At 69.3% G+C, this 14,260-nt stretch carries 10 protein-coding genes; 6 read left to right on the plus strand and 4 right to left on the minus strand.

The annotated features are described in order from the left end of the window. Positions 1-117: 117 nt before the first annotated feature. Positions 118-2,451, plus strand: a complete 2,334-nt coding sequence (locus tag AC1HFW_RS08690; RefSeq protein ID WP_479282756.1) for a TonB-dependent receptor — start codon at positions 118-120, stop codon at positions 2,449-2,451. Here the strand turns inward: AC1HFW_RS08690 and AC1HFW_RS08695 are convergent. Further along, positions 2,429-3,748, minus strand: coding sequence for a sensor histidine kinase (locus AC1HFW_RS08695; RefSeq protein WP_479282757.1), 1,320 nt, complete (start codon positions 3,746-3,748; stop codon positions 2,429-2,431). The genes AC1HFW_RS08690 and AC1HFW_RS08695 overlap by 23 nt on opposite strands. Next, positions 3,741-4,424, minus strand: a complete 684-nt coding sequence (locus AC1HFW_RS08700; RefSeq protein ID WP_061071182.1) for a response regulator transcription factor — start codon at positions 4,422-4,424, stop codon at positions 3,741-3,743. The genes AC1HFW_RS08695 and AC1HFW_RS08700 overlap by 8 nt, the downstream gene beginning before the upstream one ends. Before the next feature lie 215 nt (positions 4,425-4,639). On the opposite strand from AC1HFW_RS08700, the gene AC1HFW_RS08705 reads away from it, so the two are divergent. From AC1HFW_RS08705 to AC1HFW_RS08720, 4 genes are read left to right on the plus strand one after another with little or no spacing between them, the layout of a single operon-like run. Beyond that, positions 4,640-5,761, plus strand: a complete 1,122-nt coding sequence (locus tag AC1HFW_RS08705; RefSeq protein ID WP_006395113.1) for an ABC transporter substrate-binding protein — start codon at positions 4,640-4,642, stop codon at positions 5,759-5,761. A gap of 20 nt (positions 5,762-5,781) precedes the next feature. Next, positions 5,782-6,858: a FecCD family ABC transporter permease gene (locus AC1HFW_RS08710; protein ID WP_006395114.1), complete on the plus strand. Its 1,077-nt coding sequence runs from the start codon at positions 5,782-5,784 to the stop codon at positions 6,856-6,858. A gap of 33 nt (positions 6,859-6,891) precedes the next feature. Continuing rightward, the gene (azu, locus tag AC1HFW_RS08715) at positions 6,892-7,347 is read left to right on the plus strand and encodes an azurin (RefSeq protein WP_006395115.1); all 456 of its coding nucleotides are present in this window, start codon (positions 6,892-6,894) and stop codon (positions 7,345-7,347) included. 4 nt (positions 7,348-7,351) lie between these two features. Beyond that, complete coding sequence (locus tag AC1HFW_RS08720; RefSeq protein WP_479282760.1) at positions 7,352-8,224, plus strand: ABC transporter ATP-binding protein; 873 nt, start codon at positions 7,352-7,354, stop codon at positions 8,222-8,224. Here AC1HFW_RS08720 and ilvA read toward each other — a convergent pair. Both ilvA and AC1HFW_RS08730 read right to left on the minus strand, forming a co-directional pair. Continuing rightward, positions 8,221-9,735, minus strand: coding sequence for a threonine ammonia-lyase, biosynthetic (ilvA, locus tag AC1HFW_RS08725; RefSeq protein ID WP_479286480.1), 1,515 nt, complete (start codon positions 9,733-9,735; stop codon positions 8,221-8,223). The two genes, AC1HFW_RS08720 and ilvA, sit on opposite strands and share 4 nt — an antisense overlap. Positions 9,736-10,057: 322 nt before the next feature. Continuing rightward, on the minus strand, positions 10,058-11,584 hold the full coding sequence (locus AC1HFW_RS08730; RefSeq protein WP_479282762.1) for a winged helix-turn-helix domain-containing protein: 1,527 nt from the start codon (positions 11,582-11,584) through the stop codon (positions 10,058-10,060). A gap of 446 nt (positions 11,585-12,030) precedes the next feature. On the opposite strand from AC1HFW_RS08730, the gene AC1HFW_RS08735 reads away from it, so the two are divergent. Beyond that, positions 12,031-14,259: an NADP-dependent isocitrate dehydrogenase gene (locus tag AC1HFW_RS08735; RefSeq protein WP_006395119.1), complete on the plus strand. Its 2,229-nt coding sequence runs from the start codon at positions 12,031-12,033 to the stop codon at positions 14,257-14,259. Position 14,260: the final 1 nt, after the last annotated feature.

The following is a 14,260-nucleotide window of genomic DNA, read 5'->3' on the forward strand; positions in this document are numbered from 1 at the left end:
CGCCCAGCGTGAAAACGCCTTCCCCGGAAGGCGGCGGCCCACGCCTTAACGAGATCTTGAGACGCGCCTTCCTAGAATCGCAACGATTCTCATTGGCACTCTTTCTGGAACCCGATCATGGCGCAGTACAAACCCTCTCATCCCGGCGCGGTGGCGCTCAAGACCCTGGGCGTGGCGCTTGGCGCCGCCGCCAGCGCGCAGGCGCAGCCAGCCGCCGACAACGCCACGGTGCTGGCGCCGGTGACGGTGCAGGCCGACAGCCCCGCGCCCTACAAGGCCGACCAGGTGCAGTCCGGCAAGTTCGTCCAGCCGCTGCTGAACACCCCGCAGAGCATCACGGTGGTGCCCCACGAGGTGCTGGAAGAACAGCATGCCCAGAGCCTGCAAGATGTGCTGCGCAATGTCCCCGGCATCACCTTCAGTTCCGGCGAGGGCAACCTGGGCTGGGGCGACATGTTCACCATCCGCGGCTTCTCGGCGGAACAAAGCATCACCGTGGACGGCATCCGCGACGCCGGCATGTCCAGCCGCACCGACATCTTCAACCTGGAACGGGCCGAGGTCTTCAAGGGCACCGGCTCGATCGAGTCCGGCGTCTCGGCGGTCGGCGGCAGCGTCAACCTGGTCAGCAAGGAAGCCCGGCTGGGGTCGTTCTACAAGGCCTCGGGCGGCCTGGGCACCGACCACTACCGCCGCATCACGGCCGACCTGAACCAGGAACTGACCGACAGCTCGGCGCTGCGCATCAACCTGATGCGCCACCACAACGGCGTGGCCGAGCGCGACGTGACCGAGTTCGACCGCTCCGGCATGGCCGCCTCGCTGGCGATGGGGCTGGGCACGCCCACCCGCATCACCCTGGACTACCTGCACCAGGAAGACAACAACATTCCCGACGGCGGCGTGCCGATCCAGCGGGGCACCGGCGGCAAGCGCATGCCGAACGTGTCGCGCAACGCCTGGTACGGCGACCCGTCGCTGTACACCGAGCAGACCCGCACCGACCAGGCCACGCTCAAGGCGGAGCACGATTTCAACGACCGCGTGCACCTGACCAACATCAGCCGCTGGGAGCAGACCGACCGCATCGGCGTGTTGTCGCCGGCACGCCTGAACAGCACCTCGCGCACTTCCTACGGCTATGTTGGCGCCGGGCCGCTGGTCAACAGCGCCGATGGCATCCCGTCGTACAGCGGCTACGTGCCGCTGGATAATCCCAGCCCCTACGGCCAGCTGCGCGGCAACGATTTCGGCACCTCCAAGCGCTACACCATCCTGGCCAACCAGACCAACCTGAGCCTGGACTTCCAGACCGGCGCCATCAAGCACCAATTGGTGACGGGCGTGGAGTTCTACAAGGAAACCTACGGCGACCACGAGCGCACCATCAAGGCGCCCTCGACCAATCCGACCTTCGACCTGCGCACCAATGGCGGCGTCGACATGGGCGGCGTCGACACCGTCAAGGGCGCCGACGGCAATCGCGCCGAGGTCTTCAACACGGGCCTTTACGTGGGCGACACCCTGACGCTGACGCCGCAATGGCTGCTGCAGGGCGCGTTGCGCTATGACCGGTTCCGCGTCACCCAGGTCAGCGGTGCGGCCGGCAAGCACAGCACCAACCGGGTCGAGGATGGCGCCTGGAGCGGGCGCGTCGGCGTGACCTACAAGCCGGCGCCCGAAGCCAGCATCTATGCCTCCTACAGCCAAGCCGCGCAGCCGTCCGCGCTGGGCGCGTCGACCAACAACAACATCTACGGCGCCACCGGCGGCGACAGCTACAAACCGGCGGTGTCCAAGACCTACGAACTGGGCGGCAAATGGGACCTGGCCCAGGGCGACCTGTCGTTGACCGGCGCGGTGTTCCGCACCGAGCTGTCCGACTCCTGGGAGTACGGCGACGACGCCACCGACGTGGTGCGCGCGCTGCCGGCCAAGCGGGTCGACGGCATCGAGCTGGGGCTGGCGGGCAACATCACCCCGCGCTGGTCGGCGTTCGCCGGCGTCAGCGCCATGAAGAGCCGCATCACCAAGGGCGCCAACAGCGGCGAGGAAGCCAAGAACGTGCCCGATCTGACGTTCAACCTGTGGACCACTTACGCGGCCACCGACAAGCTGTCGCTGAGCTATGGCGCGCAGTACGTGGGCAAGCGGCGCTACACCGACAACAAGTACGTGGGCGGCAAGAACAACAACAGTTCCACCGTCTCCGGGCCGTACGGCAACCATCCGATCTGGGTGCGCGACGATGAAAAGGCGCCGTCCTACTGGCTGCACTCGGTGGCCGCGCGCTACCGCGTCGACAAGTCGCTGACGCTGGGCATGAACGTGGAGAACCTGTTCAACAAGTTCTACTACAGCCGCGTCGGCGCCTCGCTCGACGGCTTCCAGCTCTATGGCGTGCCGGGCGCCGGCCGCACCGTGACCTTCACGGCCGAGCTGTCGTTCTGAGGTCCACCCGGAACACGCTGCCCTGCCCTGGCGCGGAGCGCAGCGACACGCGCCAGCCCTGGTGCTCGCAGATGCGCTGCACCAGGGACAGGCCCAGCCCCAGGTTGCCGGCATCGGCCTGCGTGCCGCGCACGAACGGGCTGAAGACGGCTTCCTGCCGTTCCAGAGGGATGCCCGGTCCGTCGTCGGCCACCTGCAGGTAATGCGGGCCGGCGCTGATCGTGACCCGCGCGCCCGGGCCGGCGTATTGCAGCGAGTTGCGGATCAGGTTGGACAACAGCGCGCGCAGCAAGGGCGCGGGAAAACGCGGCGGGTCGGCCTGCGCGGCGCCAGCCGGCGCGTCGTCCGGGTCCGCCGCGCTCGCCTGCGCCGGCGCATCGAGCACCAGCGACATGCCGCGCCGCTGCGCCATCGCGCTCCAGGCCGCCAGTTGTTCACGCGCCGCGCCGCCGGCGCTTTCGCGCGCGAACTGGTCGCCGGCATCGCGGCCGCGCGCCAGCATCAGGTAGGTATCGAGCCGCTCGCCCATGTCGGCCGCGGCCGCCGCGATGCGCCGCACGCGGGCGCTGCCGTCGGCGTCCAGGCCGGGTTCTTCCAGCAGCAGCTCGCATGAGCTGGAGATCACCATCAGCGGCGTGCGCAGTTCATGGCCGACGTCGGCGGTGAACAGCTGCTCGCGCCGCAGGGCCTGTTCGAGCTGGTTGTAGGTGGCGTCGAAGGCGTCCGCCAGCCGGCCGATCTCGTCCGGCGGATAGTCCGCGGCCAGGCGGGTCTGGGGCGGCTGCGCGCCGCGCGCCGTGACCTGCGCCGCCAGCCGCGCCAGCGGCCGCAGCATGCGCCGCGTCGCCAGGGTGCCCAGCACGAACGCCAGCACCAAGCCGCCGGCCAGGCCGCTGACCACGGTCCAGTGCGAGGTGGACTGGTTGCGTTCGTATTCGGTGTAGTCGCGCAGCAGCATGTAGCGCTGGCCGTCCTTGTCGTCGACCATCACGTGCCAGACGCGGCCCTCGCGCTCGATCTTGTGGAACCCCGGCGCCAGGCCGCGCAGCCCTTGCGGAAACGCCGCGCTGCCCGGCTCGCCATGGAAGAACCGGTGCGGCCGGCCCGGATCGATGCCTGCCAGGAAGTCGCTGCGCACGCGCTCGACCGCCATGCCCATGTCGATGCGCTGCAGATGGACTTCGAGTGTGTTCACGCTCCAGATCGACACCCAGGTCAGCACGCCGCCGACCAGCAGCGCCAGCAGCAGGTAGGTGCGCACCAGGTAGCGCGCCAGCCCGCGCCGCGCGCTACGCATCGTCGACCGCCCGCAACTGGTAGCCGATGCCGTGCACCGTATGCAGCAGCGGCGTGGCGAACGGCTTGTCCACCACGTGGCGGATCTGGTGGATATGGGTGCGCAGGCTGTCGCTGTCCGGCGGCGAATCGCGCCACAACGCCTCTTCCAGCCGGCCGCGGTGCACCACCGCGGGGCTGGCGCGCATCAGCAGCATCAGCAATTGCAGCGGCGACGGCGGCAGCCGCAGCGGCTGTCCGGCCCGCGCCAGCGCCAGGGTGCCGGTGTCCAGCGTCAGGTCGCCCACCCGCAGCACCCGCGATGCGCCGGCCCCGCTGGCGCGGTGCAGCAGCGCCTTGGCGCGCGCCGCCAGCTCGGCCAGGGCGAAGGGCTTGACCAGGTAATCATCGGCGCCGGCGTCGAATCCCGTCAGCCGGTTGTCCAGCGTGTCGCGCGCCGTCACCATGATGACCGGCGTATCGCAGCCGGCCTCGGTGCGCAGCCGGCGGCACAGGTCGTAGCCGTCCAGCCGCGGCAGCATCAGGTCGAGCACGATCAGGTCGAAACCGCCCTCGGCCGCCATGGCGTAGCCGCGCAAGCCGTCCTCGGCGCAATCGACGATGTAGCCGCGGCGCGTCAGGTGATGCGTGATGTTCGCGAGGATATCGGGGTCGTCTTCGATGACAAGAACGCGCATGGGGCGGAGCGGGGAATGGAAATCAATCTCAGATTGTAAGCGCGACCGGTATCCGGGCGCGGATTGGGCCGATTTCGCGGCTGTGCCGCCACAGAGGGGCGCGCGTCTTAACGAATTCTTGAACCGCGATGGCGGAGACTGCTCGCCGATAGGAATGGTTCGCGTTACCCGCAAGCCCGCGGGGCGTGTCGTGGCCATTGGATCGGGATCTCCCCATGCGTTTGAAAAACATGTTCCGCGCGGCGCTGGCCGCCACCGCCCTGCTCTGCGCCCTGCCCGGCGCCCAGGCCCGCCAGGTGACCGACCTGGCAGGCCGCGTCGTCACCGTGCCCGATCATCCGCAGCGGGTGCTGCTGGGCGAAGGCCGCTTCGTCTTCGCCATGGCGTTGCTGGACCGCGCCGACCCGGTGGCGCGCGTGGTCGGCTGGCAGGGCGAGCTCAAGCAGCAGGACCCCTATTCCTGGCAGCAGCTGATCAAGCGCTTTCCCAAGGCGGCCGAGGTGCCGCTGATCGGCACCACCTCGGAGGCCAGCGTCAGCCCTGAGAAGATCGTCTCGCTCAAGCCGGACGTCGCCATCTTCAGCCTGAGCGGGCATGGCCCGGGCCGCAACAACCCGATGATCGCCTCGCTGCAGCAGGCCGGCATTCCGGTCGTGTTCATCGACTTCCGCCAGCATCCGGTGCAGAACACCGTGCCCAGCCTGCGCATCCTGGGCCAGGCGCTCGACCGCCCGGAACAGGCCGAGCGCTACATCGCGTTCTATGAATCGCACCTGGCCAAGGTCCGCGAGCTGGTGCAGCCCGTGCCGCAGGCCGAGCGTCCGCGCGTGTTCGTGGAAATGCTGGCCGGCGTCTGGCCCGCCTGCTGCCACACCACCGGCAACGGCAGCTTCGGCGACCTGCTGGAAGCCGCAGGCGGCGTCAATGTGGCCGCCCCGGTGCTGCCGGGCGCGATCGGCGACGTCAGCATGGAATTCCTGCTGAAGGCCCAGCCGCAGGTCTACATCGCCACCGGCAGCCGCTCCGACCCCGGCCGTCCCGGCCTGCTGGTCGGCCCCGGCGCCGCCGCCGACGTGTCCGCCGCCAGCCTCTCGACCGTGCTGCAACGCGACGGCATCCGCGACCTGGACGCGGTCAAGCGCGGCCGCGCCTTCGGCATCTGGCACGCGTTCTACAACTCGCCCTACAACGTCGCGGCGATCGAAGCCATGGCCAAGTGGCTGTACCCCGAACGCGCCGCGGCGCTGGACCCGGACGCCACGATGGCCACGCTGTACCGCGACTTCCTCGACGTCGACGGCGCCGGCACCTACTGGACCGCACCCGCCGCCCGTTGACGGCAGGCAGGCTCGCCATCATGCAGACTTCCGCTACGGTCCTTGCCGCCGAGGGCGTCCTGGACGATCCCGTCGCCCGCTACCATCGCACCCGCCGGCGGCGGCTGGCGCTGGCCCTGGTGCTGGCGCTGGCCATCGCCGCCAGCCTGCTGGCCGACATCGCCACCGGTCCGGCCGGCCTGGCGCCGCTGGACCTGCTACGCACCTTGCTGCACCCCGACGCGGCCGACGCCGGCACCCGCGTCATCGTCTGGCAGTTCCGCCTGCCCTACGCCCTGATGGCGCTGCTGGTGGGCGTGGCCCTGGGCCTGGGCGGCGCCGAGATGCAGACCATGCTGGACAACCCGCTGGCCAGCCCCTATACGCTGGGCGTGTCGGCCGCGGCCGCGTTCGGCGCCTCGCTGGCCATCACGCTGGACTGGCACGTGCCGGCGCTGCCGCCCGGCATGGTGGTGTCGTTGTCGGCTTTCGCCAGCACCCTGGTGTCGGTCCTGATCCTGGAGCGCGTGGCGCGCTGGCGCGGCGGTTCGACGCTGGGCGTGGTGCTGTTCGGCATCGCGCTGGTGTATTCGTTCCAGGCGCTGGTCATGCTGCTGCAGTTCATCGCCAGCGAGGAAGCGCTGCAAGGCATCGTGTTCTGGACCATGGGCAGCCTGGCGCGCGCCACCTGGACAACCGTGGGCGTGATGGCCGCGGCGCTGGCGCTGGCGCTGCCGTTCTCGCTGCGCGACGCCTGGAAACTCACCGCCGTGCGCCTGGGCGAGGAACGCGCCGCCAGTTTCGGCATCGACGTCAAGCGCCTGCGCCTGGTCAGCCTGCTGCGGGTCAGCGCGCTGGCGGCGCTGGCGGTGTCGTTCGTCGGCACCATCGGCTTCGTCGGCCTGGTGGCGCCGCACATCGCCCGCCTGCTGCTGGGCGAGGACCATCGCTACTACCTGCCCGGCAGCGCGCTGGCCGGCGCCCTGATCCTGTCGCTGGCCTCGGTCGCTTCCAAGACCGTGTTGCCGGGCGCCCTGATCCCGGTCGGCATCGTGACCTCGCTGGTCGGCATTCCCTTCTTTCTCACCATCGTCATCCGCGCCCTCAAGCGCAGCTGACCCCTTTCCCCTCGACCCCGGAGACGCCTCCCCATGCAATACCGTTACCCGCTCGCCCTCGTCGCCCTGCTGGCCACCGGCGCCGCCCACGCCGCCGATCCCGCTTGCAGCATCGACGTCGAAGGCCAGCCCGGCAAGAAGTTCGCGCCCGCCCACATCGTGGTGCCCGCGACCTGCAAGGACTTCACGGTGCGCCTCATCCACACCGGCAAGAACAGCAAGGAAAAGGCCGGCCACAACTGGGTGCTGACCAAGACCGAGGACATCGACGCGGTGATGGTCGACGGCATCAAGGCTGGCGCGGCGCACGACTTCCTGGCGCCCGGCGACGCCCGCATCCTGGCCAAGACGCCGATGCTCGGCGGCGGCGAAACCGCCACCGTCACGTTCCCGGTCAGCCGCCTGGCGGCGGGTCAGTCGTACACCTTCTACTGCTCGTTCCCGGCCCACGCCCAGCACATGCGCGGCACGCTGGCGCTGCAGCCCTGACGCCATGGCCTCGCTGGAGATCCGCTCGCTGACCGCCGGCTACGGCAACCGCCCGGTGCTGCGCGACCTGCGGGCGGCGCCGCTGCCCGAAGGCACGCTGACGGCCCTGCTGGGGCCGAACGGCAGCGGCAAATCGACGCTGCTCAAGACGCTGGCGGGGCTCAACCCCATGCTCGGCGGCGACCTTCGGCTGGACGGCGCGGACTTCGCCGGCCTCTCGCCGGCCCGCCGCGCCGAGCATGCCATGTACATGCCCCAGGCCCTGCCCAAGGGCGTGCACATGACCGTGCTGGAATCGGTGCTGGTGGCGGCCCGCTCCGGCCGGGCGCGCCAGGGCGGCGACGCCTTGATGCGCGAGGCGATGCAGGTGCTGGCCGAACTCGGCATCCGCCACCTTGCCAGCCGCTACCTGGACGAACTGTCCGGCGGCCAGAAGCAGCTGGCCTCGCTGGCGCAGGCGCTGGTGCGGCGCCCGCGCCTGCTGCTGCTGGACGAGCCGCTGTCGGCGCTGGACCTGAACTACCAGTTCCACGTGATGGACGTGCTGCGCCGCCAGACCGCGCGCCATCGCCTCATCACGCTGGTGGTGCTGCACGACCTGAACATCGCGCTGCGCCACGCCGACCACGCCCTCCTGCTGCACGGCGGCGCCTTGCTGGCCGAAGGCCCGCCGCATCAGGTCGTGACGCCCGATACGCTGCGCCGCGCCTACGGCGTGCTGGCCCGGGTGGAACGCTGTCCGCAAGGCCAGCCGCAGGTGCATGTGGATGGGCTGGCCCATCATGGGCTGGCCCATAACGGGTTGACGAACGGCACGCTCACGCCGGTCGCGCCCGCCACGGCGCAGCCCGGCGACAGGCGCCCCGCCACCGCCTAGATCAGGAACTGGCGGTAGGCCTCGTTCGCCGTCTCTTCCCAATGCGCGTAGCCCAGCTGCGCCAGGAAGCGGTCCAGCGCCGCGTCGTCCGCCAGCGGCGCCTGGATGCCCACCAGCACCGAGCTGAAGTCCGCGCCCTGGTTGCGGTAGTGGAACAGGCTGATGTTCCAGTTTGGCGCCATCGCCGACAGGAACTTCATCAACGCACCCGGACGCTCCGGGAATTCGAAACGGAACAGCCGTTCGCCGCCCGCCAGCGGCGAGCGCCCGCCCACCATGTAGCGGATGTGCTGCTTGGAGACCTCGTTGTGGCTCAGGTCGCTGACCGCGAAGCCCTCCTGCTCCAGACTGCGCATGATGTCCGCGCCTTCGCCGCGGCGCGCGATCTGCACGCTGACGAAGATGCGGGCGGTGTTCGCGTCGGCGATGCGGTAGTTGAACTCGGTCACGCTGCGCGCGCCCATCACGGCGCAGAAGCGGCGGAAGCTGCCGCGCTCCTCGGGCAGCGTCACGGCGAACACCGCCTCGCGCGCTTCGCCCACCTCGGCGCGGTCCGCCACGAAGCGCATGCGGTCGAAATTCATGTTGGCGCCCGACGTGATCGCCACCAGCGACTGGCCGCTCACGCCCTCGCGCTCGACATACTGCTTGAGCCCGGCCAGCGACAGCGCGCCCGCCGGCTCCAGCACGCTGCGCGTATCCAGGAACACGTCCTTGATCGCCGCGCAGACCGCGTCGGTGTCCACCAGGATGACCTCGTCCAGGTACTGGCGGCACAGGCGGAAGGTTTCCTCGCCCACCAGCTTGACCGCCGTGCCGTCCGAGAACAGGCCGACCTCGGCCAGGCTGACCCGCTCGCCCACCTGGATCGACTGCGCCATGGCGCAGGAATCAACCGTCTGCACCCCGATCACCTTGACCGACGGATCCACCGCTTTCATGTACACCGACACGCCCGCCGCCAGGCTGCCGCCGCCGATCGGCACGAACACCGCGTCCAGCCGCCCCGGGTGCTGGCGCAGGATCTCCATGCCCACCGTGCCCTGGCCGGCGATCACGTAAGGGTCGTCGAAGGCCGGGATGAAAGCCAGGTCCTGGTCGCGGGCCAGCGTCTGCGCGTAGGCGTAGGCATCGCTGTAGGAATCGCCCGCCAGCACCACCTGCACCGTCGGGCCGCCAAAGGCGCGCACCGCGTCCACCTTGACCTGCGGCGCGGTCTGCGGCACCACGATGGTGGCGCGCACGCCGAGCCGCGCCGCCGAGATCGCCACGCCCTGGGCGTGGTTGCCCGCGGAAGCGGTGATGACACCCCGCTCCAGCGCCGCCTGCGGCGTGTTGCGCATCTTGTTGTAGGCGCCGCGCACCTTGAAGGAGAACACCGGCTGGTTGTCCTCGCGCTTCAGGTGCACGCGGTTGCCGAGCCGGCGCGACAGGCTCTGGGCCAGGTCCAGTTCGGTCTCGCGGGCGATGTCGTAGACCCGCGCCGTCAGGATCTGGCGCAGGTATTCCATGGGCGTGGCGTGGCCCGGGGTGAAGGTGTCGGTCTCGGACGTCTTGGCGGTGGCGGCTTGCGGTTGTTGCATGAAAACTCTCTGCGGCGTGGGGGCTGGGCCCGGCAGAGGCGGCAACAAAAAACCCGCCTCGTGGGGCGGGTTTGTTTGACTGACTGCGGTCGCGCGCTAACCCACCATTCCAGGAATGATGGTAATAATCAGCGAAATGCGAACGGCGCGGGAAGTCATGGGCCGTAGCTTCCCGCATGCGCGGCCGTTTGTCAAATCGGACTATCAAGTCGAACCGCCCCGCCTCGCAAAGGCGGGCGGCGGCGGGCGGCTACAGGTAGGCGCTCACCCGCGGCGGCAAGCCATCGAGCGGCCGGTGCCGCGCCAGTTGCGCCAGCACGCCGCGGAACATGTTCTTCCTGCCGGCCGCGTCCGGCACCCGCCGCACGAACAGGTATTCGAAGTGCGCCAGCAGCCGGCGCAGCAGGTCCGCGTCCAGCCCCAGCAGGATCTGGCGCAGGTCGTCGGGCAGCACCTCGTCGGGCGAGGACAGGAACAGCCCCATCTGCGCCCGCGTCAGCGGCTTGGTCCGGTACAGCGTCTCGCAGGCCGCCAGGCAGGCCTGGCGGTCGTCCAGCGCCAGCAGCGTGGTGCACTTGAGCACCATCAGGAACACCTGGAATTCGGAGCCGGCCTCGGCCAGCTCGATGCCCTGGTCGAAGTAATCGATGGCCTCCCGCAGGCGGCCACGGTTCAGCCGCAGCTGTCCCAGCACCGCGAAGGCCGACGCGAACGCGGTGCTGTGGGCGAAGGCCTCTTCGGCCAGCGCCTCGGCCAGTTCCAGATGCCCGTGGCTGACGAAGCACAGCAGCTTGGCCGCGGCTAGCGCCAGCATCGGATTGCCCCGCACGTGCGGCAGGGCCTGGAACACCAGCGCCTCGATCCGCGGCTCCAGTTCCGCCGGATCGCTGGCCAGGTCCAGCACCAGCTTGGCGTAGAGATGCGAGGCCCACATCAGCGCGGTCTGCGGATCGTCCGGCTGCTCGGCGCGCAGCTTTTCCAGCTCGGCCTCCGACTCCAGCCAGCTTTGCGGCGTGCGCGCCAGCAGCACGGCGGCGCGATGCAGGCGCAATTCGATCGGCTCGTCGGTGGGCCCGGCCACATCGCCGCGGGCGCGCGCCAGGCTGCGCCAGATCTCGCTCTTGATCGAGGCGGCGAAGGCGGAGGCGGCGGTGTGGCCGACCTCGGCCTCGTCCGTGGGCGCGATGGTCCAGCGCTCGGCGCGCAGCGCGGCGCCGCTGGCGGCCTCGCGCAGCACCACCGCGCAATGCACGCCGGCCTCGTCCTGGCGCAGCCCGACTTCGACGCGGAACGGCGCGTTGGCCTCGTTCGCCGCGGCCAGCGACAAGAGGCTGACGCCGCGCTCGCTCGGCAGCCGCGCCCGCAGCGCGCCGGCCAGGTCGGTCAGGAAGGCCCGCACCCGGGGCTCGGCGCGCAACGCCTCGGGCCCGGCCGCCGGGCCGATGGCGACATAGACGTCGCCGCCCGGCCCCGCCTCGGGCGCGGCGATCCAGCTGTAGCCTTCGCCGTAGCTGGTGGCGATGAAGCGCGGCGCGCGGGCTGAATCGCCGAGCTTGCCGCGCAGGCGGTTGATGAGCAGGTCGACGCTGCGCTCGAGCGCCTCGGCCTCGCCGCGCTGGGTCGCGTCCAGCAGGCGCTGGCGCGGCAGGATCTGGCCCACGTGTTCGGTCAACAGCGCCAACGCGGCGGTCTCGACCGGGGTGAATTGGATTGTCTTGCCATCGGAACGGCTGGCGTAGCGGAACTTCGGATCGAACAACAAATTGCCAAACCGCATTGATTTCTTCTCCGCGCCGGGGCGCTACAACGCCCATCGTCATCCGGCGCCCCGCTCTGCCCCGCGCCGCCAGGCGGCGCGGGAAGATGCCGAATATTAGCCAATACTTGCAGGTCGAAGCCAGCAGGTTGCGTCAATTTGGCGCCATTCCTGGGGGAAAATTCCGGTTTTTCGAGGTCCGCCGCACGCGCCGCGGACGATTGGCGCCCATTTCCGCGCCCGCCACGCGGGTCACGGTATTACAATGTTTGGTTCGTGGCACTCGCACCTTCCAGGCGGTCGGGCAATTGGACCAGCAATAAAGGACGGGCAGCGCCATGTTGAGCCGATCGGGGCCTGGCCCGGGTCTGCCCATACGAACCCACTCTCGACAACATCTACCGGCTGACGCCGCATAGCATGTTCGGGTTTGCGCCTAGCGCCACCGCCGAACAGATTCAAGGATCATGTCTCTTACTCCGAAGATTATCTATACCCTCACCGACGAAGCTCCGGCGCTTGCAACCCGTTCCCTGCTGCCGATCGTCCAGACCTTCGCGAAGTCCGCTGGCATCACGGTCGAGACCCGCGACATCTCCCTGGCGGGCCGCATCATCGCCCTGTTCCCCGACTACCTGGATGACAGCCAGAAGCTGGGCGACGCCCTGGCCGAACTGGGCGCCCTGGCGGTCCAGCCCGAAGCCAACATCATCAAGCTGCCGAACATCAGCGCCTCGATGCCGCAGCTGAAGGCCGCGATCAAGGAACTGCAGGAACAAGGCTACAAGCTGCCCGACTACCCGGACGCCCCGGCCAACGACACCGAACGCGACGTCAAGGCGCGCTACGACAAGGTCAAGGGCAGCGCCGTCAACCCCGTGCTGCGCGAAGGCAACTCCGACCGCCGCGCCCCGCTGTCGGTCAAGAACTACGCCCGCAAGCACCCGCACAAGATGGGCGCGTGGACGGCTGACTCCAAGTCGCACGTCTCGCACATGGACAGCGGCGACTTCTACGGCACCGAGAAGTCGGCCCTGATCGCCGCTGCCGGCGACGTCAAGATCGAACTGACGGCCGCCGACGGCAGCAAGACCGTGCTGAAGGAAAAGACCCCGGTCAAGGCCGGCGAGATCATCGACGCCGCCGTGCTGTCGACCGCCAAGCTCAAGTCCTTCCTGCAGGCCCAGATCGACGACGCCCGCGCCCAGGGCGTGCTGTTCTCGGTGCACCTGAAGGCCACCATGATGAAGGTCTCCGACCCCGTCATCTTCGGCCACGTGGTGTCCGTGTTCTACAAGGACGTGCTGGCCAAGCACGCCGCCGCGCTCAAGCAGGCCGGCTTCGATCCCAACAACGGCATCGGCGACCTGTACGCCAAGATCCAATCGCTGCCCGCCGACCAGCAGGCCGCGATCACCGCCGACATCGACGCCGCCTACAAGACGCTGCCGCAGCTGGCCATGGTGAACTCCGACAAGGGCATCACCAACCTGCACGTGCCCAGCGACGTCATCGTCGACGCCTCCATGCCCGCCATGATCCGCGACTCGGGCAAGATGTGGAACGCCGAAGGCAAGCTGCAGGACGCCAAGGCCGTCATCCCCGACCGCTGCTACGCCGGCGTCTACCAGGCCGTCATCGACGACTGCAAGCAACACGGCGCCTTCAATCCGGTCACGATGGGCAGCGTGCCCAACGTCGGCCTGATGGCCCAGGCCGCCGAGGAATACGGCTCGCACAACAAGACCTTCGTCATCCCCGCCGCCGGCACCGTGCGCGTCACCGACGCCGCCGGCAAGGTGCTGCTGGAGCAGGCCGTCGAGGCCGGCGACCTCTGGCGCATGTGCCAGACCAAGGACGCCGCGATCCAGGATTGGGTCAAGCTGGCCGTCACCCGCGCCCGCGTCAGCCAGACGCCGGCCGTGTTCTGGCTGGACGAAAAGCGCGCCCACGACGCCCAGGTCATCGCCAAGGTCAAGCAGTACCTGAACGACCACGACACCAACGGCCTGGATCTGCGCATCCTGGCCCCGGTCGAGGCCACCAAGTTCTCGCTCAAGCGCATCCGCGAAGGCCTGGACACCATCTCGGTGACCGGCAACGTGCTGCGTGACTACCTGACCGACCTGTTCCCCATCATGGAACTGGGCACCAGCGCCAAGATGCTGTCGATCGTGCCGCTGGTCGCCGGTGGCGGCCTGTTCGAGACCGGCGCCGGCGGTTCGGCGCCCAAGCACGTGCAGCAGTTCCTGGAAGAAGGCTTCCTGCGCTGGGATTCGCTGGGCGAATTCATGGCCCTGGCCGCTTCGCTGGATCACCTCGGCCGCGCCTACGACAACGCCCGCGCCCTGGTGCTGGGCAAGACGCTGGACCTGGCCACCGCCAAGTTCCTGGACGAGAACAAGTCGCCCGACCGCAAGGTCGGCGGCCTGGACAACCGTGGCAGCCACTTCTACCTGGCAACGTACTGGGCCCAGGCCCTGGCCGAGCAGACCGACGACCGCGCCCTGGCCGCGCTGTTCGCCCCGGCCGCGGCCGCGCTGGTGCAAGGCGAAGCCAAGATCCTGGAAGAACTGAAGGCCGCCCAGGGCAAGCCGGTCGACATCGGCGGCTACTACCAGCCGAACGAAGACAAGGCCAGCCGCGCCATGCGCCCCAGCGCCACGCTGAACCAGGTGCTGGCCAACATCGGCTAAG

It is taken from the genome of Achromobacter sp. ISS7, from assembly GCF_056523125.1.